This window comes from Hyphomicrobium album (assembly GCF_009708035.1).
In the GTDB taxonomy this organism is placed as follows: Bacteria; Pseudomonadota; Alphaproteobacteria; order Rhizobiales; family Hyphomicrobiaceae; genus Hyphomicrobium_A; species Hyphomicrobium_A album.
The window spans coordinates 1,220,659-1,246,625 of the sequence record NZ_WMBQ01000001.1; the positions used below are offsets into that span (position 1 = coordinate 1,220,659).

Below are 25,967 nucleotides of genomic sequence, written 5' to 3' on the forward strand. Positions count from 1 at the left end.
TTTTCCCGAACACTATAACGTAGCGTCGACAAAGGGCGATGGGACTATTTCCCGAAGCGTTCCGAAAAAAGTCGGAGGTCAGCGCTCGTGGCGACAGAGAAGTTAAAGCCGTTACACCGGCAGCCGCTGTTTGGAGACACACCCCCAGCCCGCCAGGAGCCAGCCCTTGCGGTTTTGCTCAAGCCAGCGGAGCGCCTCGCCGATGTCGGTATTCCGGCAAACTTCGCCCGGCGGCGGCACCAGGAAGTGCGTGATCCACCGCTCGCGATGGGCGCGGTCGCAATCGCCCTCGCGGCAATACTCGAACTTCAAAACCTGACCAGGCATGCCGTCGGGCAGGCGAATGATCCGCTGCCGGCAATCGTCCTTTTCGTTCATGCATTGGACGATCACGCGCCCGTCCTCGGAGAGGGCAGGGGCCGGTGCAAATGCGGGCAGTCCCAGCGCGACAAGGGGAAGGAATGAGCGGATCCGGGTTCGGGCCATGCGGCACCCCTTTCCAGCTGAAGCCAACCCGCAAAATGCGGGCGCGTTCCCCTGGGGTTCCCGACGTTTTTTCTAATTTCTGAAATCCTATGTCCGAGTCGTGGAAGAACTCAAGAACGAAAAGCGGGCAATACTGCTCGATCTCTATCCAACGAGAGCAAGCATGGGTCCTGGCTCTTCGGGCAAATCAAACGATCTTCTGTTCCACCGCGATGCGGATGAGCTGCATTGGCGTGCGGGCGCTGAACTTGGTCCGCAGCGAGGCGCAAGTCATGGCGACAGTCTTATAGGAGACGTCGATGAGGGCGGCGATCTCCGACATGCTCTTGCCCTTGGCGAGCAGCCGCAAAACTTCGCGCTCGCGCGGCGTCAACGACGCTCCAGCCTCACCGGCTCCGACGCGCAAAAACGCAATTTTCTGTGCCATTTCCGCGCCTAACGCATGTCCGCCCTGGTGGACGGCACGGATGGCACTGAGAAAATCCTGCGGATCGTCACTCTTGCTGAAGTAGCCGCGTGCACCGCACTCGATCGCCTGGGCGGCAAACATCGGGTCGTCGTTCATGCTGAACATCAAGAGGCGTGCACCGGGCGAGCGCGCGACGATCCGGCGGGCGAGCTCGAAGCCGGAGACGTCTGGCAGATTGATGTCGATGACGGTGACATCCGGCCGTTCGCTGGCATGCACCGTCTGGGCGGTCGCCGCATCGCGCGCTTCCAGCATGTCCATGTCGTCCGCCTCGGCGAGCAGCGCTCTGCACCCGGAGAGGACGATTGGGTGATCATCTACGACAAGCACTTTCACGGGGCGGCTCATTCCAGTTTAATCATGAAATTATATAACATAGCATGGTGAGAAGTTTAAACCGGGAATTTTCAGCCCCAGCAGCCGACGCGTGGCAAATCGCAGGAGCATGCATGTCCATTCGCTTCCGCCTCAATGCCTTGTTCATCGGACTGCTCTCGCTTGCGCTGATCTCGTTCGTGCTCGTGATGTTCGTCAACGCCGGGCCGCGCATTCACGCCGAAAACGACAGTATCATGCGGCTTGCGAGGGAGTTCGTCGAAACGACGATCGAGAGCTTGCAAGGCACGACCGATCCGGGCGCACGGCTCGAGGTATTGCTCGAAGGCCTGAAGGATCTGCGCCACGTTCGCATCTATCGCGCCGGCGATCCTGCGGCGGCGCAGACAGCGCAGCAACCTGCAGGAGGTGACGCGCCGGCTTGGCTCAGTGAGATGGCGGAGCCGTCCCCCGGGGTGGAAATCCCCGTTCGCGTGAACGGTCAGGACTTCGGCAATCTGGTCATTGCGCCGCGCGCCGACCATGAAGCGGAGGAGATATGGGAGTCCATCGAGACGATGACCGTCGTCGGCGGCGGACTGGCCATAGCCACGGTATTGCTCATGAGCCTACTCATAGGACACTTGTTGAAGCCCATCCGCACGGTCGGCGATGCTCTGATGACGCTCGACAGCGGACGGTATGACGTCGAGGTGCCCGAGGCGGGACCGCCGGAGATCGCCGATATCTGCCGCAAGCTGAACCGTCTGGCGGCGACGCTGGAAAGCACCATTTCCGAGAACCGGCGCCTAGCCGAACGCATCATCAGCGTGCAAGACGAGGAGCGCAAAGATCTCGCGCGTGAACTACACGACGAACTTGGTCCATACCTCTTCGCGATCCGGGCGGCGGTCACGGCGCTCAAGACCGAGCTCAAACGCGGTGGCAACGACCTCACGAAACCGCTCCATACCTGCGACCAGCTCGTCGAGCGGGTGGAGATGATCCAGCGCGTCAATCGACGGGTTTTGCAAAAGTTGCGGCCGATGGGCCTCGAGGAGTTTGGGCTCAAGGCGAAGCTCAAGTCGCTCGTGGCCCTCATGCAGGAGAACCACCTCGAGGCGACGATCAATCTCGATGTCGCCGACGACCTGCCGCCGTGCGACCAGACCAGCAACCTTACGATCTACCGCGTAGTGCAGGAGGGCGTGACCAACGCCTTCAAGCACGCGAACGCCAGCATCATCGACATCTGCGTGGCGCCGGCCGGCAACCAGATCGCTCAATCACGCCACGCCGATCTGCAGCGTCAGGTCATCCGCGTGAGCGTGTCGGACGATGGCAGAGGCCTGCCCGATGCGCTGAAGCCAAGCTACGGAATCGCCGGCATGTCGGAGCGCGTGCAGGCGTCCGGCGGGGAAATCCGCCTCACCAATCGTGCCGGCGGCGGCGCCACGCTTGAGGCGTGGATTCCCGTGTCAGCTCCGGAATTGGAAACCGGTACTTCCAGGCAACAGTCAACTGCGCTTGGCTGAAATTGCCCCGCTTTGCGTAAATTTCACCTGGCATTTGCCACTAGTGGCAACAAAGCAGATTGCCACGGCAATTCTTTTCTCAATCTCTCTCATACAGTGTGTCCTCTCCTCGCGGTAACTGTTGCATACGGGAGCCAAGGGGATGGAACCGTAAATAAAAATCCCCGCATTTCTTGCTCCTGCAGCGTTGAGTAGCCGCTGTTTCCTCACGGTTTCGGCGGTCTGGGGGGAGTAACAGTATGCGTCTAGTTCGCGTCACAGCTGCGTCCGCGGCAGCTATTTTTGCCGTCTTGTCAGTTTCTGCCGTGGCACAAGAGCCACCTACACCTGCTCCGCCGGCCGGTCAGCTACCACCCGTAGACGTCATCCAGAAGCAAGCAACGCCTGCGCCCGTTGCCAAGAAGAAATCGGCAGCGAAGAAGAAGACAGCGCCCGTTTCTCCGGCACCGGCAGTCGCGGCAACACCTCCGGTCAATCCGGAGACGATCAACCCCAATTCCGTCTACGGTTCACCCGCTAGCACGGGCGCCGCCGAGCGCGCTTACGAGAGTGCCATCACGCCGGTCAACCCGCAGCAGCTTATCCCGACCGACCTGCAGGGCTTCTCGAGCTCCGCGACGCACGTCACGGCCCAGGACATCGCCGAGCGGCAGCCGAGCAACGTCAACGAGGCGCTGACGCGGGTCCCCGGCGTCATCGTCATCGCCGACGATCCCAACGCGCATCACGGTGGTATAGGCCTGCGCGGTTCGCCCCCCCGGCGCTCGCGCAAGATGCTCGTCATGGAGGACGGCCACACCGTCAACCTGGCGCTGTGGCTCGATCCTTCGGTGCACTACTGGGCGCCGATGGAGCGCATGGAAAGTGTCGAGGTGATCCGCGGCACGGTCCTCACCCACGGCCCGAACAACAACTTCGGCGTCATCAACTCGCGCAACATTTCGCCGTTCGGTCCCAATGAGACGGTGATCAGCTCGGCGATCGGCTTCACCGAAACTAAGGCAGGCTCCTTCACGCCGATCGACGATATTCAGGTCGATGCGGCTGGGAATCCGACGATCATTTACGGTGATACGGTTCAGGGCAAATCCGACACCGACCTCTCCGCGCGCTGGCACGTGCATACGCGCCAGTCGGTCGACAACGTCGGCCTCGTTGCTTCATACACCGGCGCCGACGTGCAGGGCGCCTGGGATACGGAGCGTCTGCGCGTCAATGACTTCTACGGCGCGCTCGGCTTCAAAGGCACGAGCTCGGACCTCGTCGTCTCGGCGATCCATGCCCGTCAGCGGGACAATTACGACGAGCAGAACTTCCTTGGCAGCGAGCTCGAGCTAACTTTCGCCAATGCTGGTGACGCCACCGACGAGAACGCCGCGCGGATCGCGGGCGGGCTTGCGGAGCAGCAGTTCAACCTGCTGAAGCATTGCAAGACCTGCTTCGCTCCGGCTTCCGGCCTCAATACCTACACCGGCGAAGTGTGGCGCGGGCAGATCGTGCACAACGCCTATCTCGATGAGGATACGACGATCACCAGCCGTGTTTACGCCGGCTACCACCGCCGCGATCGCTACCAGCTCGTCTCGACGGAATCGGAGCCGAACGGAGCGGCTGATGAACCGCCATTCGTCGACGGTGACGACGTTTTCTTCGGCGAGGACACCATGTTCGGGCGCCTGCGCACCTTCCGCCACCTTGGCGGCGAGGTACGCGGCGAGTGGGCGAACCAAAGCCTGCTCGGCTTCCGGCAGGATTTCCAGGCGGGCATCCGCTACGAGTACCAGGACATGTCCAACAAGAACGTCCTGGGCCGCGATGGCGAGATTCTCGAGAACGGAGACAAGGGCTCAGTGACGTTCTTCGACCGCTCGCTCACCGCCAATACCGTTTCGGCCTTCTTGCAGTCGAACATCTATGTCGCCAAGGACTTCAACGTCCTGCCGGGCGTCCGCTTCGAGTGGTACGACGTCAATCGCCGCAACCGCGTCGTTGCCGCTGAGGAAGGCGAAGCAGGGGAAGAGGATCCATGCCCGGTAGGCACCCCGTTTAATCCCGACGAATGCCTCGTCATCGAAGACATCCTCTTCTCACCCGATCCCGCGCGCGACAGCACCTCGAGCTTCAATGCGTTGCCGGGTATCGCCTTCGCCTACACCGGTCTCTATCGCTCGACGCTCTACGGCGGCTACCACCGCGGCCTGACCACCAATGTGCTGCGCAACGAGGATTTCCCCTCACCCGACGAGATCGGTGACAACTTCAACATCGGCCTGCGCAGCTCCGCCATCAAGGGCTTCGACTTCGAGGTCGCCGGCTTCTACCAGTTGTTCGAGGACTTCCAATACGGAGAATCGTTCTCGGCGATCACCGGCGACCGCGAGTTCGGCCGCGCCGACGAGGTTGAGATCAGCGGCGTCGAGCTCTACGGCCGGCTCAACTCGCAGCCGTTTACCGGCGGGCCGCTCAACCTATTCGCCGAGGGCAACTACACCTACGCTCGCAGCATCTTGAAGTCAGCGTTCACCTTCGACGATACCGGGGCCATCGACGACGACTACAGCGGCAACCATGTTCCCGAGGTGCCCACGCACGTCGCCGCTCTCACCCTCGGCATCGAGGGCACCACCGGCTGGCGCTGGAACGCCAGTGCCACCTATACCTACCGCGGCTCCTTCTTCACCGACGCGGCCAACACGCCCTACGGTTTGGGCGGCGAGTATGAGTGCGATGACGTCGCCGGAACGTGCGAGATCGAGGAAGCCGGCGAAGGCGGCGGGGTGCCGAGTGTTTGGCTACTGTCGGCGCGCTTCAACCTTCACCTCGGTGACACGGGTGCCAGCGTGTTCGTGTCCGGCGACAACCTGCTCGACGAGTTCTACATCACCGACCGCGAGGATGGCATGAAGGCCGGTATCGGTCGCACCATTTGGACGGGCTTCGCGTACAAGTTCTGATCCACGAGCCGACCAACGCGCACGAACGATGAGCCGCCCCTGCCGCGAGGTGGGGGCGGCCTTTTTATGTGCGTTGGGCTGCAGCTGGTGCCAGTGAAGATGTGGCCCGACGTCGTCAGGGCTTGATGGCGATGCCCCACGGCAGGCGGCCGACCGGCACCGACTTCTCCGCCTTCAACGTCGCGACATCGATAATTGTCAGGTCGTTGGTCAGGCCGTTGGCCGTGTAGAGCTTCGAGCCGTCGGGCGACATTTCCATGTGCCAAGGCCGCTGGCCGACGAGGATGTAGTTGGTGACTTCCAGCTTCTCGACGTCGATGACGGCGATGCGGTTGGCACGGCCGAGCGCCACGAACCCGCGCTTGCCGTCCTTGGAAAAGCGGATGCCGAGCGGCTGGATGAGCTCGTCGCGCACGCCTTCGATGGCGAAGCCGATCTTCTTCACGATCTTGTAGGTCTTGGCGTCGATCACCGACAGCGTGCCGCCGACCTCCGAGGTCACCCAGAAACGCTTGCCACCGTCCTCGTAGAGGACAGCGCGCGGGCGCGTGTCGACGAGCACATTGGCGATCAGCTTGAACGTCGTAGTGTCGATCACGTGCGCCATACTCGTAGATTCAGATGTGGCGACAGCGTGCTTGCCGTCAGGGCTGAAGGCCATCCCCTCGGGCTCGATGCCGACGGGAATCTCCGCCTCGACTTTGCCGTCGGCGATATCCGTGACCGACACCATCGCGTCGTCCTCGTTGGCGATGAACATGCGCTTGCCGCCCGGCTCGACCTCCAGATACTCGGGATCGGCAAGCGTCGGGATCGAGCGCGCCACCTCCATCTTGTCTGTATCGATGACGTCGATCGCATCGTCGTCGCCGGCGCACACCAGGACCTCCTTGAAGTCTGAGGTAATGCGGATGCCGCGCGGGCGTTTGCCTGTCTTGATCACCTTCACCGGTTGCATGGTCGTGCTGTCGAGCACGGTGACGGTGTTGTCCTTCTCATTGCTGATGAAGAGCTGATAGGCATCGCCAGGCGTGGTCAGCAACGCGATAGCTAGGGCGCAGCTGGATGCTCTACGCATTCGGTCTCGTCCTGTTCGTTGGGGAACGCGCCGACGTTCGGTTGCATGTTTCCGGGCGTGAAGTTGCCGCGTCAGTTCGGGGGCGGGACGGAGAGGAGCTGCAGCGCGCTGATGGCCACGTCGTTGCGAGCTTCACGTGCAACGTCGAGCGCCGTCTTGCCAAGGTTATTCTTAGTCTCCGGCTTGGCTCCTTTGCCCAGCAGCAGGCCAATCATTGGAGCGTTGTTGTGCCCGGCGGCGACCATAAGAGCCGTTACCCCGGCTGCCGACTTGGCGTCGACTGCGGCGCCGCGCTCGATCAGCAGCTCGGCGATGTCGACGGGCGTCGGTCCGGCGGCAAGATGGGTGGTCCGGGCCTGCGGGCTGAGCTGCGAGGCAACTAGCATCAGGGGCGTGATCTGCTGCTTTCCGTTGGCGGCGCCGACCTTGGCGCCCCCGTTGATCAGGGCCCGTGCCGCAAAGAGCTGATCCTCGCCGATGGCCACCTCAAGCGGGGTGTAGCCCTGCTTGGTCTCGCGCTCGATGTCGGCACCGGCGGCAAGCAGCGCTTCGATGGAAGGAACATGATTGCGCATGATGGCGTGCACGAGCGGGGTCATGCCGTCGCTGTCGGGAAGATTCGGATCGGCCTTGTGCTCCAGCAGCAGCTTGACGAGATCGGAGTTCCGGCTGCGCGCAGCGGTGTGAAGGGGCGCGTATCCCTGATCGCTCAGCTTGTTGACGTCGGCGCCCTTGCCGATGAGGAACTTCACGCGCTCGGCGTCGAAGGCGAGGACGGCATTGGTGAGCTCGGCGTCGACATCGGCGCCCGCGGCCAGCCAATCCTCCAGGCGTTTCTGCGAGACGATTTGATCCTCGGATGCGGCCTTTGTCGCCGGGCGCGCCGCCGCTGATTTGAGGTAGCGCTCCTCGTATTTCTTCGCCACGGCCTTGTCGTAGGCGCCATGCGAGGGGATGTCACCGGCGACGACGCAGTCGCTGCACTGGACCAGCGGCGCGCCGAAATCAGCGAGGATCTTGGTGATCTCGTCCTTCTTGGCTATCAGCGCCTTGTCGAGTACGAACTTCAGGACGACATCGGTGTTCTGCACGCCGATCGACAGACTGAACTCGAGCGGCACGACGTCTTCCATGAGGTTGACGGGCTGCAGCGTGATCGGCGCGCCTTCCTTTTTCACCCAGCCGGCGAACGGGCCCCAGACGCCGACGACGTCGAGTTGACCGTCAACCAGCTTCTCGACCTGGCGCCACGGCTGGTTCTCGGGACGCAAGTCCGCGTCCGGTGTGATGACGGCCAGCGATTGCAAGTTCTTGATGCCGTAGCTGGCGAGCAGGATGCGGATAGCGGAATGCTGATAGGTGCCGATCTTCAGTTCTTTGAGCCGCGGATCGTCGAGGCTCTTGAAGTCGTAGTGCTTGTCCGTGAGATAGGCGAACACGTAGGTCGAGCGATAGATCGGAATGGTCGTCAGGACGGCCGATGAATCCGACGGCATGTCGAGAAGAATGTCACATTCGTCGTTGGCGAACGTTTCACGCGTCAGTCCGCGCTCCAGGTACGGGCGCCAGAAGTAGTTGACGCGGGCGCCGAGGTGCTCGGCGACGGCTTCGATGATCTTGTTCTGGAAGCCCTGCTGCTTGTTGTTGGACAGCGGCATGTTGCCGGGGTCGGCGCACACCGACAGCGTCGTTACCTTGCGCGTCTTGGCGGCGTGCTTGGCCGCGGCGATCTCTGCCGGCGTCAGCTGCTCATAGGGCGTCGAAAGCGAATATTCGCCGCGCATGGGCCGGCGTTCCTGCGCGGGGGTCGATTGGCTGAAGGCGAGGGTGACGAGAAGGCAGACGGACAGCGATGTCAGCGAGCGATGTTTCATTCCCGACGCAACCATTGGCTTTGATGGACTCGAATGGCGCCCGGTGCCTTCACGGCTCCGGGCGCCACGACTGTCGTCGATGGTCAGTGCTTACTCACCCAGACGGAAGGTGTAGAGCATGCCAGCCTGCGGGATCTTGTCGAGCCCCGTAGCCTTTGCCATCGCCGTCGCACCGATCGCGCCGAACTTGTCTTCCATGTCGAGACCGGCGGTGACGGGGATGCCGATCCAGCCGCCGAGACCGGCGAAGATCGACACGTACTGCTTACCCTTCAGCTTGTAGGTGATCGGGTTGCCGATGATGCCCGAGCCGAGACGCTGCTGCCACAGCACCTTGCCGGACTTCTTGTCGACCGCACGGAAGTCGCCGTTGTTGGAGCCGTAGAAAACGACGCCGCCGTCGGTGACCATCGTGCCACCCCAGTTCGGATACGGATCCGGGATTTCCCAATCGGTCTTGCCCGTCAGGACGTCGAACTTCTTCAGCTTGCCGGAGATGCCGGGCTTTTCGGGGTACATGTACACGTTGGCGAACACGTAGACCGTGCCCTGCTGCGTGTGCGTGCGCTCCTGCGGCTCGTCCTCCATGCACCAGTTGTTCGTGGGACAGTAGAACTTGTTGGGCTCCTTCGGATCGACCGAGCACGGCTGCTGATCCTTGCCACCCATGGCGGAAGGACAGGCAGGCGTATTGCGGCCGACTTCGAACGGCGAGTGCTCGCGCACCTTGATCGGACGACCGGTCTTCAGGTCGACCTTCTCGGCCCAGTCGACGGTCACGAACTTGCTGGCACGCAGAAGCGTGCCGTTCGTGCGATCGAGGACGTAGGCAAAGCCGTTACGATCGAAGTGGGTGAGCGCTTTGACCTTCTTACCGTCGATGTCCATGTCGGTAAGAATGTTCTCGTTGACGCCGTCATAGTCCCACTGGTCGAAGGGCGTCATCTGATAGGCCCAAGCAACCTCACCGGTGTCCACCTTGCGGGCGAAAATGGTCATCGACCACTTGTTGTCCCACTTGCCGGTGTTGCACTCGTCGTGGGTCTTGTCGCCGCAGCGATAGCTGGGGCTCCAGTGACCGGGGTTGCCAGTCGACCAGAACACGAGCTTCAGCTCCGGATCGTAGCTACCCCATGCCCAATAGGAGCCGCCGCCGATCTTCCACTCGCCGCCGTTCGTATCGGGATAGCTGCTGACGCCGATGTCCTTGCCGGCCGTGCCGAAGTGAGGATTGGCCTTGTTGGTATCAGGTGTCAGGCAGACGTCCTTGTCGGGACCGGTCGAGTGGCAGTTCCACACGACTTTGCCGGTGTCGACATCGTACGCCGTGAGGCGGCCGCGGGCAGCAAACTCGTCACCGCCGAAGCCGGCGATCACGAGGTTCTCGGCGATGAGCGTCGGACCGGTGATGGTCTCGCCCTTCTCCGGGTAAGCATGCTTGACGACCCACACTTCCTTGCCCGTGGACGCGTCGAGCGCGATCACGTAGCCGTCGAGCGTGTGGTAGATGACCTTGTTCTTCGCGTAGTTCACGCCGCGATGGACGGTGTCGCAGCAGGCGCGCGGCACGGCCGATTCATCGCGATCGGTCTTCTTGACGTAGTTCCAGATCTGCACCGGATTGTCCGGATCGGTCAGATCCAGCGCCTGCACGATGTTGCACTGGGCCATGTTCGGGCAGCCCGACGAGAAGTACATCATCGGCTTGCCGTCGTGCTCGACGACCACCGGTTGGCCTTCATGGCCGCGCAGCGCGCCGGTCGATTGCGACCAGACGTACTTGAGCTTACCGACGTTGTCCGTCGTGATCTCTTTGAGGTCGCTGTGACGCGTCAGCTTGTTGTCGCGTCCCGGCGCCGGCCACCAGTCAGGATTCTTTGCACGCGCGTCGATTTCCTCGGACGCCGTTTCGGCGACCACTGGATTTGGTATTCCCACCGTACCGGCCAATAACAAGCCGGATAGCAGGAGAACCGAACTACGTATCATGTTGGTTTCCTCTCCTCTTTGCAGACATGCCACGTCCCTTCCCAGCAGCGGCAATTCGAGCCGGGACGCAGATTCGGTGCTTTCAGTTTTCCCGCCCGTCGAGGTGTGCCGCTCCCACGGCGCCCGGCGATCTCAGCGATGCGAAAGCTCGTTCTCCTTTGCCATTAAGGAACAGCGCGGCAGGCACCGTTGGCGCCTATTGCGGGCGCTGACTTCAGCGTCCGCCCTCGCGGTCGTGGCATGGGGACCCTAGGAAAGCGGGTGCAAGGGAACTAGCGGCAGTGTTCCTAGACGACGCAACAAAGTTTCACTCTTAGCCCCCGGCGTTTTCCCGAGCCTCGAACGTCAACAGAATCGAGCTGTTGAAGGTTTCGAGTGTTGCGCGTGGAGCCAAAATTCACCGCGCGCACAAAAATCCGAGCGCGCTTTGCGTTTGAAACAGGCCCGATCTGCGCGCCGCGTGGCAATTGACCCTGCGCATAGAAGGCTCATGTGGCAGACGATGACGGGAATTGATGGCAAGCCGCGCTTCCGAAACGGCGACGCGGCAGGCGTGAAGTGTGCGTAGCGCATTCAGATTGCGATCACGCAAACGTGGCCAGAGCCACGTGCTTGTTAAGCACTTGCGATGCCGCTTCGGTGCGGGTGAATCAATTCGCGAGGTACGCGTCGGCGCCAGGCGAAGGGCGCCCGGCGAACGCGGAGAGTGACGATAGTCGAGGGACGTCGCGAGCACCGGACCTGGGGACAGGCGGTGCGCTTCCGGCCGAGACAGGCCGTCGCAAGACCATCGCTGACTAGGCAGAGATTCTAATGGGCCGTCGTAGGAACGCCTCGGCTGTTTGCTCGCGGCTGGCGGCGTGACCAAACAGATAGCCTTGAGCATGAACGCAGCCCAGATGCTCTAATCGTATGGCTTGCTCCGTGGTCTCGACGCCCTCCGCGACAACGCGCATGCCAAGGCCCGTTGCCATGTCGAGAAGCGCCTTGATGACAATTTCCCCGCGGCCAGTCGCCATTTGGGCGACAAAGCTTCTGTCTATCTTGATCATGTCGACCGGGAAGTTGAGCAGATGCGTCAGGGACGCAAAGCCTGTCCCAAAATCATCAAGGGCGACAAGCAAACCCTCACCGCGCAGTTGTTCAATGGCCCGAGCGACTATGCGATCGCTGCCGTCCATGTAGACGGACTCGGTTACCTCGAGAACGATGTGTTCGAGCGGTGCGCCGTGTGCCTTGAACGCAGCTACGATGCGCTCATGGAGATTCCCCTTGAGGAAGTCCGCCATCGAAACATTCACGCCCACATGCTGGAGCGGGATATCTTGGTCGAGCCAGTATCTGATATCTCGGGCGACTAGCGCCAACATGCGATCGGTTAGAAAATTTCCCAGCGTGAGGTCTTCCATCGCTTCAGCAAGCTGTCCGGCCGAAATGATCTTGCCCTCAGGGGTGCGCACGCGGCAAAGAGCCTCCAAGCCGACGATCTCTCGCGTCGCAAGTCGGATGATCGGCTGATAGTGGGCTTCGATCCGGTTTTCGGCCAGTGCGCTTGTAACCGTTTGCAGGGCTCGAAACCGCTGAGCTATCGCGCTCGCCAAATCGTCATTGTAGAGAACAAACCTTCCTCGTGCAGTCTGCTTGGCATGCTGCAGAGCTAGATCAGCACGTTGTAGAAACGTGGAAGCATCGCAGGGTGTGCTTGCTGCCAAGAATGTGCCGCCGCACGTAACGGATGGCGCAAATGGAAGGGGGTCAGTCTGGGACGTTTCCTCGCCGCTCACCGCCTGCAAAATCTCCGCCGAGATCCTAGATAGATCAACCTCGGTGCCTTCCAAAAGCACGGCAAATTCGTCCGCGTCGACTCTGAATGTCATCCCAGGCAAAGCAATTCGAGCGATCGTCTGGCCGATCTTACGGATCACCCGATCGCCAACCGCCTGTCCAGAAATATCGTTGACGTGTCCAAGGCTGTCGATGTCGATGAGCAGAAGCGCGAGAGGGCTCTTGCCTGCATCATATGCTTCTCCGAGCGTCTGTATGAAATTCGCGCGATTGCCCAGGCCGGTAAGTATGTCGATATGCGTAAGCCTCTTATTTTCGGCCCTGGCCTCGTCGCGCTCCAGAACCAAGGCGCACAAGTCTACGCACTTCGCGACAATTGCCCGTTCCTTGGCTGTCGGCCCGCGTCTGGATTTATAGTAGAAGCCGAAGGCACCCAGCACCCGACCATCGCTCTGGATGATTGGGCTTGACCAGCAGGCCTGGACACCGTGAGCCTTGTGCAGCATCTCGGCGAGACCCTGATAGGGAGCCCACAAAGGATCACTGAATATGTCCTCGACTGCGACTGGCTTTCGCAGAGCGGCTGCCGTTCCGCACGAGCCCACCCCTGGCCCGATTGCAATTCCATCCAAAGCAGCAGAGTAGGCAGGGGATATGCTGGAGCCGGCAAGAGGATGTATGAGGCCAGCGTGGTCGACCGTGACGATCGAGCAGAGCACGCCGTCAGCAAGCCGCTCGGCATGACGACAGATATGCTCTCCCGTCTCTTGCACAGAGCATCCTCGTGCGACCATAGCCAGAATATCTTGTTGGAGCTGGTCCGGCACGCCGCCTCCATTCGGGCCCCATTCGCCAATGCTTAAGAATATGAGCGGCCAACAGTTAAGTCTTCGGCGATCCGGTCCATTGACGCGCCCGCGAAGACGAGAAGGCCTGCGCTGAATTCCATATATGGATAAAAAGGAATTGGCAGGGATGTTTCCTTTCGAAATTCATGGCGTAACGACATCGACGGATGGCCACTCAATGTCGGCTGATGGCCAAAAAGCTGCCGTCGAGCACAACTAGCCACGATGCCTTCTCCCCGACCCAAAGCAGCCGCTCCGATCGTGTTGCTTCTCTCTTAGGTGTGCACATCGCTTCGCCGTACATTCAGCGCAATACGCTTACCACTGCACGGCGCGAGCTGGCGCTATTCAGATGTGGAGTCGAACCTGCAGCACGCCCGCTTCGAGCTTAGAATCCATCGGCAATCCGCTATGCTGGAAGACGGCGAGCATCGCCCGGTTGTGCGCGAGCACCACGGCATCGAGGTAGGCTAGGCCCCGGTCGCGGGCAATCTGCACGAGATGCTTGAGGATTACGCTGGCGACTCCACGGCCGTGGTGCGCGTCACCGGTCACAAACGCCAGTTCCGCACTACGGGCCAAGTGGAGCGGTTGTTCGGAACAGTAGCGGCCGCCGCCTAGCAGCGTTTCACCGTCGACGCCGACTTCGACCACGACGAGCGCGACCACGTGCTCGAAGTCGACCTCGGTCAATTGCCGCAGCTCCGCTTCTGTCAGCTGCTTCTTGTAGGTGAAGAAGCGCGTGTAGATGGACTCGCGGTCGAGCTCCGCAAATGCAGCGGCGATGACCTCTCGGTCACCGGCTCGTATGGCTCGGACGGTGACCGGTGTTCCGTCCTTGAGCTTGTCGGGCGCAGAATAGTTGCGCGTATCGATCATCTATTAGCCCTTCGCGCCGATCGCTTTTGCAGAGCGCCTGGCTCCGGCATACACTCCGTCAGCATACTGCGCTTGCGAGCTGCTGGCCTTGGGGGAGAAGGAACTGCCCGATGCAAAAGCTCAAAGGAAAAAAGACCGGAAACCCCGAAGGCAGCGGCCAATCGGCCAACTCGGGCGCTAAGCCGAGGCTGAAGCGCAAGGAATACGAGGACGAGCTCCGCAAGCTGCACGTGGAGCTGGTTAAGCTGCAAGAGTGGGTTCGCCACAAAGGCCGGAAGGTTTGCATCCTCTTTGAAGGTCGCGACGGTGCGGGCAAGGGCGGCGTCATCAAGGCACTGACGGCTAGGGTCAGCCCGCGGATCTTCCGCGTCGTAGCGCTCCCCGCTCCCACCGACCGGGAAAAATCGCAAATGTACATCCAGCGGTACCTGCCGCATCTACCGGCCGGCGGCGAGGTCGTGATCTTCGATCGCAGTTGGTATAACCGCGCCGGCGTCGAGCGCGTGATGGGCTTTTGCACGGAGGATCAGGCAAAGCAGTTTCTCAACGTCGTCCCGAGCGTGGAGAAGGCGATCATCGCTTCCGGTGTGATCCTGCTCAAATACTGGCTCGAGGTGAGCCCCGAGGAGCAGACGAGGCGGCTGGAGGAGCGCATCGACGACGGCCGCAAGATATGGAAGCTGACCAACATGGACCTCAAGTCCTACACGCGTTGGGACGACTACTCGCGAGCACGCGACGACATGTTGATGGCCACGGATACGGCGTGGGCACCTTGGTACGTGGCGCGCTCGGACGACAAGCGGCGGGCGCGGCTCAACGTCATCAGCCACATACTCGGCAAGGTTCCTTATAAGGACGTTGCGCTCCCCAAGGCCAAGCTCCCGAAGCGGCATGTGTCGCCCGCCGGCAAGGAGCCATATCCGTTGCGCTATATCCCCGAGCTGAGCTGACTGCTTCAGTCGATGATGTGATATCCGCCATCGATGTACAGCGTCTCGCCGGTGATCAGCTTGGCGCCGTTCATCGCGAGAAACGCCACGGCGACGCCGACGTCGTCGATCGACACGAGGCTCCGCGAAGGCGCCTTCGCCTGGGCCTTTTGCAGCAGCTTGTCGAAGTCGCTCAGTCCCGAGGCGGCGCGTGTTTTGAGTGGGCCCGGCGATATCGCGTGCACTCGAATTCCCTTCGGGCCAAGCTCGGCGGCCATATAGCGCGTCACCGCTTCGAGCGCGGCTTTAACCGGCCCCATGATGTTGTAGTTCTCGACCACCATCTGCGAGCCGTAATACGTCATCGTGAAGAGCGTGCCACCGTCCTTCATGAGCGGCTCGGCCAGCTTGGCCATGCCGATGAACGACCAGCACGACAGCTCCATCGCCAGCAGGAATCCGTCTTTCGAGCAATCGACGACGCGGCCCTGCAGATCGTCCTTCGGGGCGAAGGCGATCGAATGCAACATGATGTCGAGCTTGCCCCACTTCTTCTTGATGGTGTCAAAAACGACCTCCAGCTCTCCCGGCTTTTGCACGTCAAGCGGCATGTAGATCGACGCATCGACCTGCTTGGCGAGCGCGTCGACGTAGCGCTTGGTCTTTTCGCTGCGGTAGGTGATGGCAAGGTCCGCGCCGAAGGCGTGAAACGCCTTGGCGCATCCCCAGGCGATCGATTGGTCATTGGCGATGCCGGTTACGAGCGCCTTCTTTCCCTTCAGCACGGCAAGCGAAGCGAGGTCGATCATGCTCGTTTCTCCTCAGCCCCCGCAGCGTGCGAGCGCAATGCATCGAGCGCATGTTCGGCTATCATCAGCTCCTCGTCGGTCGGGATGACGTAGCAGGCGACCAGCGATCGCTTGCGGGAAATCTTGAGCTCGCCCTTGGCATTCGCCTTGGAAGACAGCTCGAGGCCAAGCCACGTCAGTCGCTGCGCGACCGCCTCGCGGATGGCCGGTGCGTTTTCTCCGATCCCTGCCGTGAACACGAAGCCGTCGATGCCGCCCATGGCGGCGGCAAGCATTCCGGTAAAGAGCGCAATGCGGTAGGTGAAGTAGTCGAGCGCTAGCTTGGCGCGCGGATCGTCGCTTGCCTGAAGCTCGCGCACGTCGTTGCTGATGCCTGATAAGCCCTTCAACCCGCAGTCGTTGTAAAGGAGACGCTCGATCTCCTTGGCGCTCATCCCCTTCTCGCTCATGAGGTAGAGCACGACGCCGGCGTCGAGTTGCCCCGGGCGGGTGCCCATCGGCAGCCCATCAAGGGCCGTGAAGCCCATGGTGCTTTCGACGCTTCTTCCCGACGAGAGCGCGCACATGGAGGCGCCGCTTCCAAGATGCGCGATCACGACCCTGCCGCCGGCAATTTCAGGCGCGACCTCGCGGAGCTGCCGAGCGATGTATTCGTACGACAGGCCGTGAAATCCGTAGCGGCGAACGCCCTCCGCATAGAACGCGTCGGGAATAGCGAAACGGTCCGCCACTTCAGGATGGCCGCGATGGAAGGCGGTGTCGAAACACGCGACCTGCAGCACCTGGGGCTGCCGCTGCAGGATCGCTTTGATTGGAGCCAGGTTGTTTGGCTGATGCAGCGGGGCGAGCGGAACGAAGCGCGAGAGGCGGTCGACCACTAGTTCGCTGACAACCGTCGGCGCGCTGTAGTCCGGCCCGCCGTGAACGACACGGTGGCCGACGACGGCTGGAAGTTTGCCGCCGATCTGCGGGCGCAGGAACCCGATGACTTTGTCGAGCGCTGCCGGCACGGTATTGACCTCCGCGCCCGGCCACGTCTCATCGACCAGCAGTTCCCCTTCAGGGTTTTTGGCGATCAGGTGGGGGTGCGCGCCGATGCCCTCGATTTGTCCCTTGAAGCGCCGTTTAAGCTGGTCGCGGGCTCCAACCTCGAACAGCTGGAACTTGATGCTCGAGCTGCCCGCATTCACCACAAGGATGGTTTCGGCGGTCATGGCTCAGGCCCGCACCGGCTCTTTTGCCCTGCGATTGTGAGCGAGCAGCATGGCAACCGCGCACGAGGCCATGCGGGTTCTGAGGTTATCGGCCCTTGAAGTCAGGATGACCGGCACGCGTGCGCCGAGCACGATTCCGGCTGCATCGGCCCGGGAAAGAAACGTCAGGTTCTTGGCCAGCATGTTGCCGGCTTCGAGGTCGGGCACGACGAGAATCTGCGCGTGTCCGGCAACCGGTGAGTCGATGCCCTTGATGCGCGCGGCCTCGGGGCTGATCGCGTTGTCGAAGGCAAGAGGGCCATCGACAATGCCGCCGGTGATCTGGCCGCGATCGGCCATCTTGCACAGCGCCGCTGCCTCGATCGTCGAAGGAATGCCCGGGTTGATGGTCTCGACGGCAGAGAGGATCGCGACCTTCGGCGTGCCGAGGCCCAGTCCCGCGTAGAGGTCGATCGCGTTCTGGACGATGTCGCGTTTTGCCATCAGGTCGGGAAAGATGTTCACGGCCGCATCGGTGATGAACAGGGTTTCCGCGTGGTTGGGCACGTCCATGACGAACACATGACTGATGCGCCGTCCCGTCCTCAGCCCCGTCTCGCGCTTGGCGACCGCACCGAGAAGCTCGTCCGAGTGTAGGCTGCCCTTCATCAGCAGCTCAGCTACGCCCTTGCGGACGAGTTCGACGGCCAGCTCGGCGGCGGCCTGACTATGCGGTGCATCGACGATCTCGTGCCCGGAGATGTCGAGCCCGAACTTTTCGGCGACCGCCTTGATCTTGGCTTTGGGACCCACAAGGATCGGCACGATCAGTCTCGCGCTTGCCGCATCGAGGACTCCGCGGAGCGAGCTCTCGTCGCATGGGTGAGCCACCGCCGTTGGAAGCGGTTGAAGTCCTCGAGTCGCCGCCAGAAGCCGATCGTACTTATCGTGCTCGCGCAGCTGCGAGACTACTGCCTTCTTGGTCATGGCACCGATCCTCTTTCGCGGACGATGCGCGGCTACCCGTCACCATTTCAGGTACAGCGCTGCCTCTCCAGGCATGCCGCCTGGAAAGCTGATGATCTCGGCGTGGAGCTTGTAGCCGAGCGGTCGCAACTCCTTGTCGAAGAAGTCATAGGCATTCTTGGCAAACCCCTGGAGCGTAGTGGGCCACTCTGGGTCGGCAATATTGATGCGTCGGCCGCCGTCCGAGCAGAAGGTGCACGGGAACGTCACCGCTTGGATCTGGTGCTCGCCACGCTTGGCGGCGACACTCACGGCGTGATTGATCCGTTCGATAGCTTCGGGTGCGACCGTGCGTGTCATGAACGCCTCGCGCAGATCGAGTTCCTGCTGCTGCTTCTTCTGCTTCAGCCGCCGCTCCTTCTCCATCTCCGCCAGCTCGGCCTCGGAGGCCATTTGCAGTAGGTCGTTAGGTTTCAAAAGGTCAGCCATGGTCGTGCTCGCTTGCTCTACCCGGGTTAGCTTGCCCGTCTGTGTTTGGAACCCTTGCCGCCGTGGAGCGGCAGCGGACGGAGCTTCGTGAAATGCTGCAGCTCGTGAGATGATGGACTGTCGGCGCTTTGCTCGAGTAGGTGCTCCAGCGCAGCCAGTCGAACCTCTGCGGTTGTCGTGTGCAGCCCGACAGTCTCGATCAGTCTCCGCAGCATCGCTCGCATCTGCCCGGCGAGTGCGGGGTCCTTCTCGAGCATGGCCGGAACGGCCGCAATTGCGCGCTGCGGTTCAACCAGCAGCATGAAGAATTGCTCGCGCACGACGCGCTTGAATTCGCTGAGAGACATGCCGCTTCCGGCCTCCTCGCGCATGCGCCGGAGGAGATTGAAACCACGCTCGTCGAAGGCGCCGTCGGGTTCGCCGAGATAGAGCATGGCGCGGATTGCCGCTTCGCGGGGGCCACCAGCCGATATGCCATCCCGCAGCTCTTTGATGCGGCGGTTTACAAGCGCGAGATGCGCGGCGTCCTTGCGAGGTCTGCGCAACGCCGTCCCGTCCGCTGCCTTGAGCCCGACCAGCGCCTGCAACACGGGCGAGCCATAGACGGCATTGAAGGTCGCCTCACACAAATCGTCGCGCTGTCGGCGGTAGGTATCGAGCCACGTTTCGGTCCAGCTCGATAGGAGCTCCTGGACTTGCCAGAATGGATTAGTGGTAGGGACGGGCTGGCGGTTATCGCGTGCCAAGTCCGCTGCGGCTTCCAGCGGTTTCATCATCGGACTCTCGGCGGAGAACATCTCGTACTGGATTCGCAGCGGGTGCATACGCCGCATCGCCACGGCCAGGTCCTCGTTCGCCCATAGCCGCACCCACGGCTGCACGAACATCCTATAGAGACCAAGATTGATCTCAGAAACGCGGGCGACCGTCGCGAACTTGCGATCGTCGCTTTCGTCATTGCCGCCGAGGGCGCGAATGTCATCCAGGGTCCGCGCCTCGAACCGCACGAGGTAGTTTCCGCCGATCAAGTCCGCGGCGCGCTGCCCGGGATCCTTGGCCACCATCACCGCTTCATAGAGTCCCGGCGGCAGAACATCGATGAGGTCGATGTTGCTGGCGAACTCGTCGTGCTCTTTCTTCGCCACTGAGCCTGAGACGAAAATCCCCAGATGCCCGATCGAGGGATGCACCGTATAGACGATGGTTTGGCCGTGGGTGCGGATGTCCTCCACGTTTTCGTAAAGCTCGAGGATCCAATCGAGCGCTTGCGGCGGCGGCGTGATGTTATCGGCCTTCGAGCAGAAGACGATGATCGGGGAGGTGATGTTGCGCAGGTCGAAGCGGGTGCCATCAGAGGATGCGATCTCGCCGGACGCCAGTTTGTTTCCGATGAATAGCTCGTCGGCGATAAACTGCATCTCTTCTGCGTTGAGAACGACGTGCCCGCCCCACCACTGCTCGAACTCGAGATAGCGCGGCGCCTCGCTGTCGACCTTGGCATAGAGGTTGTGCTGCTTCGACCAGAGCGTGTTCGCGGGATTGAGGTTCTCGAAGTTCGACACGAGCCAGGCGCCGTCGAATTTGCCGTTGCCGATATCGCCGGTCAGGGCCGTTAGCCAGCTACCGCCCAAAAGACCCGCCGTGTACCGCATCGGGTTCTCGCCGTGCACGCCCGCCCAATAGGACAGCGGGGAGCCGGCAACGATAATAGGTCCGAACAGCTCTGGTCGTTGTGCCGCGACGAGCATCACGGCCCATCCCGCCTGGCAATTGCCGACGACGGCAGGTTTACCATCTGCATCTGGATGCAGCTCGATCACCCGCTCGAGGAAAGCGGCCTCGGCGTGCACGATGTCTTCGATCGTCTGACCGGGAATTGGCTCCGGCAGAAACCCAATGAAGTAACAGGGATGCCCGGCCTTGAAGGCAACGCCGATCTCGCTCTGGGGCTTGAAGCCGCCTATGCCCGGGCCGTGTCCGGCGCGTGGGTCGACGATTACGAACGGGCGCTTGGTGGCATCGATCTCGACATCGGGGGGAGGCGCGACCCGTACCAACACATAGTTGACCGGGCGCCCGAGAGTGCGCCCGTCCATGACAAGCTCGCACGCGAACTTCAGAACATGCGGAGCGACCTTAGCGGCGTGCTCGCGATACCGCTCGCTGCGCTGCTGCAGCACATCAAAGAAGAGGAGGGAGCGTTGGCATGCATCGATCCAATAGGACCAGGCATCCCCCAGAGGAAAAGCCGGTGCCGGCGCGCGAGGATCGGTGATTGGAGTCGAGGTACGGAGCATCGCGGTTCACTCCCTTGAAGGGTGTGCGTGAACAATCCGAACCCCTCGCACTCCATACCCACGGTGGCGGCCGGTCAACAAAAAGCAACCGCGATGAGGGCAAATATTCCGTTTACTGAACCAGCGTTAACGTGCCGAATTGCGTATCGGTCGGAGCGCGCTGGTGTAAGCTAAGCGGCTGGCGACCGCATGTGTCGGGGAGTGGTGTCGTGCTCCGAAAAGCCGATGAGAAGACCGGAGACGACGTTTCGCGGAAGTCCTTTGCCGACTACGCGCGTTGGTCGCGCGATCGGGTCTTGGACTCCGGGCTAGTACACTTCTGGTTCAAAAAGTGGGTGATCGCTGCACTCGCCGCGATTGTCGTCCTCGTCATCGGCGTGACGCTGCTCGTCCGCAGCGATATCGACTTCGATACGTTCCTCAACTATTTCGCTCTCGGATTGCTGATCTTCGTTCTCATAACGCTGTTCTATGGGATCATCGCAATCCACGACGTGCCCTACGAAATCGCCAAGCACCGCGATCATCCGCACCAGGACGCGATCCACGCAGCCGGGTGGGTCAGCCTCTTCACCCTGCATGCGATTTGGCCGTTCCTGTGGATCTGGGCGATGCTCTACCGCCCCGACCGCGGCTGGGGCGTGCAGCAGAAGTCGCAAGCGGGTAACGGACACGCCGAGATCGAGCCCGATATAATCGAGGCGTTGCGGGCGCGCGTCGCGGAGCTCGAACGCCGCGTGGATCAGGGAGCGCGGTGATGGAGCTACTCCTCATCCTCACCTACACGGCGATATGCGTCGCCATTTTTAAGATCTTCCGGATTCCGGTGAACAAGTGGACGCTGCCGACTGCGGTCCTCGGCGGCATTGCCCTCATTGGCTTCATCCTTCTGGTGATGAACTACAACCACCCCTTCACGGACAATGCGCGCATCTACTTTGCGACGACTCCAATTCTTGCTGACGTGAGAGGGCGCGTTATCGAGGTTCCCGTCGAGGCGAACCGTCCCCTGAAGAAGGGCGATGTGTTGTTCCGTGTCGATCCGGCGCCCTATCAGTTTGAAGTCGACAAGCGACGCGCAGCGCTCTCGGAAGCCGAGCAGAACGTAGCGCAGCTCAAGGCCGGCTTCGATTCCGCGCAGGCGGTCGTGGCCTCGGCCACAGCAGAACGCGATCGTGCGAAGGCCGCCTATGGACGTTTCAGCCAAGGCAACGAGAATGCGCGCGCTGCCGGGCGCGATCTGCCGTTTTCTGTGGCCGACGTAGAAAACAGGCGCGGAGTCTATCTCGCCGCAGAAGGCACGTTGCAGCAGGCGGAAGCCAAGGCGGAGCAGGCGCGCGTCACCTATCAGTCCGAAATCGGCGGCGTTCATACCTCGGTGGCGAAGTTGCGCGCGGATTTGCGCGATGCCGAGTTCGACCTCGAGATGACGACCGTGCGCGCACCGGGACCGGGGTTTGTTACGCAATTGGCGTTGCGACCCGGCATGTACGTTGTTCCTGCACCGCTTCGGCCGGTCATGGTGTTTGTGCACGAGGACGACCGCACGCTCGCCGCGGGTTTTCAGCAGAACGCTCTGCAGCGGGTGCGCCCGGGTGACGAGGCGGAGATTGCTTTTGATGCAGTTCCGGGACGGGTTTTTAAGGGGGAAGTGGTACGCGTCCTCGACGCCATCGCGCCGGGCCAATTTCAAGCGAGCGGCTCATTGCAAGACATGGGTGAACGGCTGCCCGGCGGCCGCGCGGTGGCGGTGATCGAGGTCCGACAGGACATGTCCGCCTACAACATCCCCGGTGGAGCTGCCGCCCAGGTCGCCCTCTATACCCCTTACTGGCATCACTTCGCGATTATCCGGCGGATCTTGCTGCGCATGCGGGGTTGGCAGAACTACATCTTCCTCGAAGGTCACTAGGAGCATCCGCTATGTCTAGAAGTACGATCTGGGGTCTCATGGCGCTGCTGGCCGTCGGCGCGGGCAGCGGATCGGTAGCGGCGTTACCCTTCGGCGACCTCGCGACCGACGGACAGGTGATCTTGGTGGGAGAGACCTCGCCAAGTTCGCAGGCAGAGACCGCGACTCCCGACGAAGGTGGGCAGGAAAGGTCCCTTGCTACGCAGTCAATGGAGGCCTGCATGAATAGCTGGGATCCTGGAACTCACATGACGAAGGAAGCGTGGCGCACCTCGTGCGAACGCATCAAGCAAGAGCGCTTGCCCTACGTGCAGAAGCGGTAAGACCGAGGAGCGCTAGCGTCGCCTCTCGCCCGGCGGAGGGTGTATCACCTTGCGGAAGTTGATCGGCGCGGGACTGGTGCTGGGTTGGGCCGTCTACCTGGGAACGACGGCCTACGTTGTGTGGCGCATACTGGCGGGCGATCCACCCTCGTTCCTTGCCAACTATAGCCTCGGGACGAACGCCGCCTGGGTCATGATCGGCTTCATGCTTTGGCTCGCCACAGAGTGGGTACGCGGCTTCCGCACTTGACCAATTTGCATCTGATGGGTGCCGGACCGTATTTCTCGCGACACCGAGTTGGCGTTGCGGGAACCGCCAGCGTCGGTCGACGCTGTCCACAAGATCACGCACAGCTCCTGCGGAGGATTGGCTGATCTACATAAGTACTTTATATGTCGCAGGAATTTAATGGCGCCCCGTAGGGGACCCACAGTGGTCAAATAACCTGCTGCAATCTCTGTGTTTTCTACTCGCCCTCTGGGCTCTGTACCGTGCTTTGTACCGTGCCTCGAACATGCGACAGCATGAGACGCGTTGAGACGCGCTGGCAAATCAGTTAGACGGATAGTTCGTCATCGTCGCGGACGTAAACTGCGATGCATTACGCCCTCGTCGACGCGATAGTTCGGCGCCACTAACCGCACTTTCGTTGGAAGCGAAATTCCAGCGCCACTACCCCGCTCTTCGGAGCGCCACTCCCATAGCTAGCAATACCGCGGTCACACCCAGCCTTAACCCGGCCTGGGCGCCTGGGCCTACCAAGGATCATGTCCATGAAGGATGTGAAGGTAGTGCTCATAGTAGATGTGGCGAGGGTACTTATCGCGACGGCGATCCTCGTCGATCTGCTACTGAAGTGAAGAAGCGCCCGGCGGGAAACTGCCGGGCGTCATCTCCTTGAAGCGTGAGGTACGCGTCCCTATCTCCAAAACGGCCAAACAAAAGGAGGTTCCTTTGAAACTCATTTTGAATGGCCCGGAAAACTCCATCAGTGCGGAGTTCACCGCCACCCGGGGCAGCAGTTGATAGGTAACTGCCAGTGGCTATAGGGCTTCGGCCCGGTGTTATCGCGGAGACGCAAGGCGTGGAGCTGGCCTACCAGTAATGCGATTAGACTATCAGCCATAGGGACGGACCGTCCTATCCCGACCGAGCCCTACACGAGAGACCCCAAGCTTCGGCTTGGGGTCTCTTTTTTTGGCGGCAGGTCAAGCCGCGGAGTGTTTCATGCGCGCAAGCCTTTGGACACGGAGCGTCTCGTGGACTTTCGATCGCGTTCGTCGACGGGCGCTAGCGAGCGCACCCGCTCGTAGTGCGCGACGGTAATGTCGATTTCCGACACTGTCGTTGTCGGTGGTCGACATATTATGCAGCAGTAGCGGCCTTGACGGCCCACATCGCCGCTTCCTCGTAGGAGGTTTGCGCGAGTGATGCGAGACGCGGATCTTTAGGCTTGAGAGCCTCGCAGAGGTCGATGAGCTCGGCGCTTTTCTGTTTGATCTCGCGGACCTTGTCGGCGACGTCGCCGCCCCGCTCGGAGGTGGCCGGATTAAAGTTGATACGGACGCGCTGCTCTCCGACTGTTTCTGTTGGTGCCATAAGAATGCATCTAGCTAATATTCAGCCATCATATCATCTGTGTACGGATTGTCGCGACGAGGGGCTGTGGAAAAGGTCACGGTACAGCCACCCTCAAAAAGGGTCTGTACCGTCGAATGTACCGTGGTTTTATTTCTTCCACAGCCTTATCCACTTAAAAGTGGAGGCTCTGTGGAAAACTTAGCTAGCCGAAACAAGTACTTGAAAAATAACTGTTAATTTTGGCGCCCCGTAGGGGACTTTTGCCAGCGAGCGATATCAATCGCTTAGCTCAAGGTTTGACAGTTTTGCCGCCCATGATGTTTCAAGGCGTTAGCTGGGCGAGTGTCAAACCTCGGCCGCCCATTTCACATTGCTCGAACAAGTAACGTCTCCCGAGTCTACAGAGGCGCCGGCGGGAGGCTCTCGCCCGCAATCAAACCGTATGAGAAATTGAGATCCGGAGCCGGATGGCCCTAAGCAGACCGCGTGATCTCGATCGGTGACGCCGGGGGGCAGAAAACGGCTAGATAGCTGCTCGAGCAGCTCCTGGGGGAAGCTCATGGAAAACGTGCTTTCATTCGTGCAGGCCCACAAGCCGTATTTCGAGGTGGCGCAGGCCGTAAGTTCGGTCGTCAACCTGTTCGCCTGGCTCCTGGCCCTCCTTCTACTGGTCATTGCGCTTCGAAAGAGCCGCGTCGAGAGTCTTTCCGTTGGCCCCTTCAGCTTCCGGATGATGAAAGAGGAGGCAATCATTGCCACCGCCACGGCCAGTCGGGCGTGGCAGTCCACCTCAGGAGAGAAGGTCGATGTTCCCCTCATCCGCGCGACTGTCGACCGCGTCTTCACCCCGGAAACGTTTAACAACCTGACGGGCAAGGCCATTCTCTGGGTCGACGATAACCCGGCAAACAATGAACTCGCGGTGAGGGCGCTCAGGAAGTTTGGGCTGGACATAGAGCAGGCGACCAACACCGAGGCCGCCATGGTGGCGTTCCAGCGCCGAAAGTTCGACCTCGTGATCTCAGACATGGGCCGCGGCGACGACATACGCGCCGGCTATCGTCTGCTAAAGCTGGTGCGTGACAGCGGTAGCGGGGTCCCGTTCTTTATCTTCGCGGGATCGGACACGCTAGAATTCCGGCGCGAGGCCGCGGAACGTGGCGCCCAGCTGTCAACCAACGACATGCTGGAGCTGGTCGACCACGTTGTGAAATATTTGGGCTCGAATTCTTAGCTCTTTTCCCCGACCAAC

At 61.3% G+C, this 25,967-nt stretch carries 20 protein-coding genes and 1 pseudogene; 8 read left to right on the forward strand and 13 right to left on the reverse strand.

Annotated elements, in window-relative coordinates:
- Window positions 1-111 precede the first annotated feature (111 nt).
- Both GIW81_RS06030 and GIW81_RS06035 read right to left on the reverse strand, forming a co-directional pair.
- Window positions 112-378: a hypothetical protein gene (locus tag GIW81_RS06030; RefSeq protein WP_154738388.1), complete on the reverse strand. Its 267-nt coding sequence runs from the start codon at window positions 376-378 to the stop codon at window positions 112-114.
- 295 nt (window positions 379-673) lie between these two features.
- Window positions 674-1,291 (reverse strand): response regulator transcription factor, encoded by a 618-nt coding sequence (locus GIW81_RS06035; protein WP_324614909.1) that lies wholly within the window; start codon window positions 1,289-1,291, stop codon window positions 674-676.
- A 113-nt stretch (window positions 1,292-1,404) separates the two neighbouring features.
- On the opposite strand from GIW81_RS06035, the gene GIW81_RS06040 reads away from it, so the two are divergent.
- Window positions 1,405-2,805 carry a histidine kinase gene (locus GIW81_RS06040; RefSeq protein WP_195930409.1) on the forward strand — a complete coding sequence of 467 codons (1,401 nt, stop codon included), beginning with the start codon at window positions 1,405-1,407 and terminating at the stop codon, window positions 2,803-2,805.
- Between the two features lie 305 nt (window positions 2,806-3,110).
- Complete coding sequence (locus GIW81_RS06045) at window positions 3,111-5,759, forward strand: TonB-dependent receptor family protein (RefSeq protein ID WP_195930411.1); 2,649 nt, start codon at window positions 3,111-3,113, stop codon at window positions 5,757-5,759.
- A 115-nt stretch (window positions 5,760-5,874) separates the two neighbouring features.
- On the opposite strand, the gene GIW81_RS06050 is transcribed toward GIW81_RS06045, so the two are convergent.
- The 5 genes from GIW81_RS06050 to GIW81_RS06070 form a co-directional block, all read right to left on the reverse strand.
- Complete coding sequence (locus GIW81_RS06050; RefSeq protein ID WP_154738392.1) at window positions 5,875-6,837, reverse strand: PQQ-dependent catabolism-associated beta-propeller protein; 963 nt, start codon at window positions 6,835-6,837, stop codon at window positions 5,875-5,877.
- 71 nt (window positions 6,838-6,908) lie between these two features.
- Window positions 6,909-8,711, reverse strand: coding sequence for a quinoprotein dehydrogenase-associated putative ABC transporter substrate-binding protein (locus GIW81_RS06055; protein ID WP_195930413.1), 1,803 nt, complete (start codon window positions 8,709-8,711; stop codon window positions 6,909-6,911).
- A 90-nt stretch (window positions 8,712-8,801) separates the two neighbouring features.
- Window positions 8,802-10,700 carry a PQQ-dependent dehydrogenase, methanol/ethanol family gene (locus tag GIW81_RS06060; RefSeq protein WP_154738394.1) on the reverse strand — a complete coding sequence of 633 codons (1,899 nt, stop codon included), beginning with the start codon at window positions 10,698-10,700 and terminating at the stop codon, window positions 8,802-8,804.
- Between the two features lie 797 nt (window positions 10,701-11,497).
- Window positions 11,498-13,312: a bifunctional diguanylate cyclase/phosphodiesterase gene (locus GIW81_RS06065; RefSeq protein ID WP_324614910.1), complete on the reverse strand. Its 1,815-nt coding sequence runs from the start codon at window positions 13,310-13,312 to the stop codon at window positions 11,498-11,500.
- 369 nt (window positions 13,313-13,681) lie between these two features.
- On the reverse strand, window positions 13,682-14,212 hold the full coding sequence (locus GIW81_RS06070) for a GNAT family N-acetyltransferase (protein WP_154738395.1): 531 nt from the start codon (window positions 14,210-14,212) through the stop codon (window positions 13,682-13,684).
- 110 nt (window positions 14,213-14,322) lie between these two features.
- Here GIW81_RS06070 and ppk2 point away from each other — a divergent pair, with 110 nt between their 5' ends.
- Window positions 14,323-15,165, forward strand: coding sequence for a polyphosphate kinase 2 (ppk2, locus tag GIW81_RS06075; RefSeq protein WP_154738396.1), 843 nt, complete (start codon window positions 14,323-14,325; stop codon window positions 15,163-15,165).
- A gap of 5 nt (window positions 15,166-15,170) precedes the next feature.
- Here ppk2 and fabI read toward each other — a convergent pair whose 3' ends face one another.
- The 5 genes and pseudogenes from fabI to GIW81_RS06100 form a co-directional block, all read right to left on the reverse strand.
- The gene (gene fabI / locus GIW81_RS06080; protein ID WP_154738397.1) at window positions 15,171-15,953 is read right to left on the reverse strand and encodes an enoyl-ACP reductase FabI; all 783 of its coding nucleotides are present in this window, start codon (window positions 15,951-15,953) and stop codon (window positions 15,171-15,173) included.
- A complete protein-coding gene (locus tag GIW81_RS06085) occupies window positions 15,950-17,167 on the reverse strand; it encodes an acetate/propionate family kinase (protein WP_154738398.1) in 1,218 nt (405 codons plus the stop codon). The genes fabI and GIW81_RS06085 overlap by 4 nt, the downstream gene beginning before the upstream one ends.
- A 3-nt stretch (window positions 17,168-17,170) precedes the next feature.
- Window positions 17,171-18,145, reverse strand: a pseudogene (locus GIW81_RS06090) (phosphate acetyltransferase); the annotation flags it as partial.
- Window positions 18,146-18,172: 27 nt separating this feature from the next.
- On the reverse strand, window positions 18,173-18,601 hold the full coding sequence (locus GIW81_RS06095; RefSeq protein WP_154738400.1) for a hypothetical protein: 429 nt from the start codon (window positions 18,599-18,601) through the stop codon (window positions 18,173-18,175).
- A 26-nt stretch (window positions 18,602-18,627) separates the two neighbouring features.
- On the reverse strand, window positions 18,628-20,898 hold the full coding sequence (locus tag GIW81_RS06100; RefSeq protein WP_154738401.1) for a DUF3141 domain-containing protein: 2,271 nt from the start codon (window positions 20,896-20,898) through the stop codon (window positions 18,628-18,630).
- A gap of 401 nt (window positions 20,899-21,299) precedes the next feature.
- Here GIW81_RS06100 and GIW81_RS06105 point away from each other — a divergent pair, with 401 nt between their 5' ends.
- From GIW81_RS06105 to GIW81_RS06120, 4 genes are read left to right on the forward strand one after another with little or no spacing between them, the layout of a single operon-like run.
- Complete coding sequence (locus tag GIW81_RS06105; RefSeq protein ID WP_324615005.1) at window positions 21,300-21,656, forward strand: DUF3302 domain-containing protein; 357 nt, start codon at window positions 21,300-21,302, stop codon at window positions 21,654-21,656.
- Window positions 21,656-22,810, forward strand: a complete 1,155-nt coding sequence (locus GIW81_RS06110; protein WP_154738402.1) for an HlyD family secretion protein — start codon at window positions 21,656-21,658, stop codon at window positions 22,808-22,810. The genes GIW81_RS06105 and GIW81_RS06110 overlap by 1 nt, the downstream gene beginning before the upstream one ends.
- An 11-nt stretch (window positions 22,811-22,821) precedes the next feature.
- Complete coding sequence (locus GIW81_RS06115; protein WP_154738403.1) at window positions 22,822-23,133, forward strand: hypothetical protein; 312 nt, start codon at window positions 22,822-22,824, stop codon at window positions 23,131-23,133.
- Window positions 23,134-23,182: 49 nt separating this feature from the next.
- Window positions 23,183-23,383, forward strand: a complete 201-nt coding sequence (locus tag GIW81_RS06120; protein ID WP_154738404.1) for a hypothetical protein — start codon at window positions 23,183-23,185, stop codon at window positions 23,381-23,383.
- 1,116 nt (window positions 23,384-24,499) lie between these two features.
- Here the strand turns inward: GIW81_RS06120 and GIW81_RS06125 are convergent.
- A complete protein-coding gene (locus GIW81_RS06125; protein WP_154738405.1) occupies window positions 24,500-24,733 on the reverse strand; it encodes an Acb2/Tad1 domain-containing protein in 234 nt (77 codons plus the stop codon).
- 541 nt (window positions 24,734-25,274) lie between these two features.
- On the opposite strand from GIW81_RS06125, the gene GIW81_RS06130 reads away from it, so the two are divergent.
- The gene (locus tag GIW81_RS06130; protein ID WP_154738406.1) at window positions 25,275-25,949 is read left to right on the forward strand and encodes a response regulator; all 675 of its coding nucleotides are present in this window, start codon (window positions 25,275-25,277) and stop codon (window positions 25,947-25,949) included.
- Window positions 25,950-25,967 lie beyond the last annotated feature (18 nt).